Annotated in this window: 1 protein-coding gene and 1 pseudogene; both read right to left on the reverse strand. The window is 46.2% G+C overall.

Going from position 1 to position 2,291, the window contains the following annotated elements; all coding sequences use genetic code 11:
* Nucleotides 1–218 (reverse strand): annotated as a pseudogene (locus Y696_RS03335) (transposase); the annotation flags it as partial.
* Between the two features lie 353 nt (nt 219–571).
* Nucleotides 572–1,705, reverse strand: a complete 1,134-nt coding sequence (locus Y696_RS03340) for a serine dehydratase subunit alpha family protein (RefSeq protein WP_259459840.1) — start codon at nt 1,703–1,705, stop codon at nt 572–574.
* Between the last annotated feature and the right edge of the window lie 586 nt (nt 1,706–2,291).

Consider the following 2,291-nt stretch of genomic DNA (forward strand, 5'->3'; position numbering starts at 1 on the left):
ATCACCGCAACATTACCATGTGCCCTCGAACGAGTGATCTCTATAGCCTCTTCGGAAGGAAGAAAGACTCTCCCCTGGAGACTCTCTTTGACTAACTCTCTAGTAACTTCCGGCAATTCAGTAAGGTTGGCAATGGTTTGCTGTTTCACCTTACCATCTTCGCGATAGCTTCTTCTCAGAAGATAAGTGAAGTATTCTCTGTCCTTGTACTTACTCACAATCTTAGCTAAATAAAGGCCTTTAGGTTTGCTCTTCATAACAGAATAATAGCACAAAGAAACGAGCGAAGTCAATTACAAATTGACCATTTACTGTCTACGTTTTCACAACATTATTGTGTCTTTTTTCTCTCTCGGAAAGCGTTTCATTAATTTCCTGTCGGGGAACTTCAGTTTAGTGATCAAAGTATAGAACGCGAAGAACAGAACGTTTCATGTATAGGGTAATCCTTATTTTATGTGTGATTATGTGGAGATTTCTCTTATTGACATTTAGAACGTCAAGAGTTCCTTGATCTTCGGCCTTGCATAAGTAGAGTTTTCTTCAAGGATCGACATATAGTCCATCCCTTTCACTCAGGGGATTTCGTTTTCCTTTTTCTGTTTTCAAGTACCTCAACTATTGCGGAGTCGATCTTTGACATGCCTTTTGAAAGAAGGACCTGGATATTTTCTATTGACCTGTCTAAAGTGTTGGAGATAAATCCCTGCTCTGAGTTGACTCCAAGATTGTCCATTGCCAGTAATGCACAGCTATATGCTTCCTGGCCTCCAAGGCCCGCCTTCAATGAACAGCTCTCTTTTGCACCATCGCACATGATGCCTGTCGTGCTCGATAGTATAGTCAGCATTGCCTGTTCGATTGTCTCCCTTGCTCCTCCAAGAAGATAGGTAATTCCTGCAGCGGCTCCCGTTCCGGCGGCTGTAACGCATCCACAGATCGGGGCAACTCTGCCGAGCTTGTTCTTTATGTAACCAGAGAAAAGGTGGCTCAAAGCTACTGCTTTTGCAATGTCTTTTCGGCTCTTTTGGAAGTACTCGCCGGTTAGAGCCACTGGAAGTGTGGCGACAATTCCCTGGTTACCGCTTCCGCTACTGCTCATCACAGGAAGGGGAACACCAGACATCCTGGCGGCCGAAGCCGCGAAACAATAGTTACGAATCTTGTATCCGAGGCTTACGTTTTCGTGGTAGCTGAAGGTCTCTTTTGAAGGCAACATTTTCTTAAGGCCAAATCTGGCAATCTCGAGATTCATTTCTATTCCCTCGAAGATCTTCTCGATTTCCAGTTCAGTGATTTCTCGAATTGACTCAAATATCTCTTCAGGAGTAAATTCTAATGCATCGGAGGGGACGAATCTCTCACTTGAACGGACCTTTTCTCCGTCTATCTCTAATGAAACTACATTCGTGTGACTGCCAGTTATCCTGCAAAGTACAGAATGATTATGATTAGACACCGTGGCTTCTATGAATACTCCAGATAGATCTTGATCACAGATCACACTGACCAGACCCTTGTCTATCATCTCTCTTGCAATACCGACCGATTCAACTCGGCAAGGCCTAAGTGCCTCGAGCTGGAGATCTGCATCCCCGCATATGGCGCCCAAAGCGGCAGCAAACTCATTTCCCTTTTCATTCGTACCTGGAATTCCCACGTACATTCCGTTCTTGTATACGTTGACGCTGGTAGTTACATGCACTTTTTCTGTTTTTCCCTCAAGTTTGCTTGCTGCAGTGTGCCAAGAAGGCGAAGAAGGAAACTTCAAGCCATGCTTAATTGAAGATGAGGGAGGGCCCCTCGAAGCCGCCATGCAGGTGGAGGCTTCAAACCACCGTAAGCTGCTGTGGTAAAGAGCCATGGTAGTGAACGTTACGGGAAAAGGCGGGACAGTGATCCCGTCAGGTGAGTACCAGAGGAGACGAATACAAGTGAACCACCGTGAACGTGTCGTAACAACTACTAGTGTCATCTAAACCGGGAGGTGCAACTATCCCGGGATAAGTCTGGAGGAAACCTGCTTACTGTCCAGATGGTGACCGGCATATAGGTGGCGTGACCCTGGTACAGGCTTCGATTAGGAACTTGGGAACCTGGATCTGGATGTTAAGGGAAAAGCCGCAAGTGGAAGACCCACGAGGGTGAAAGTACCGATGCCAGATTCAGGGGCGGAACAGTCCGTAGTAGTGATGAAGCTCCTGTAATGGGAGTGGAGCGAAGGGACTGTGTTATCCAGTTTTGTAGGTTAGTCAACCAACTCTGTGCAGACAACCGAAAGGGAGGAACTG

Source organism: Mesotoga sp. H07pep.5.4 (assembly GCF_003664935.1).
Classification (GTDB): Bacteria; Thermotogota; Thermotogae; order Petrotogales; family Kosmotogaceae; genus Mesotoga; species Mesotoga prima.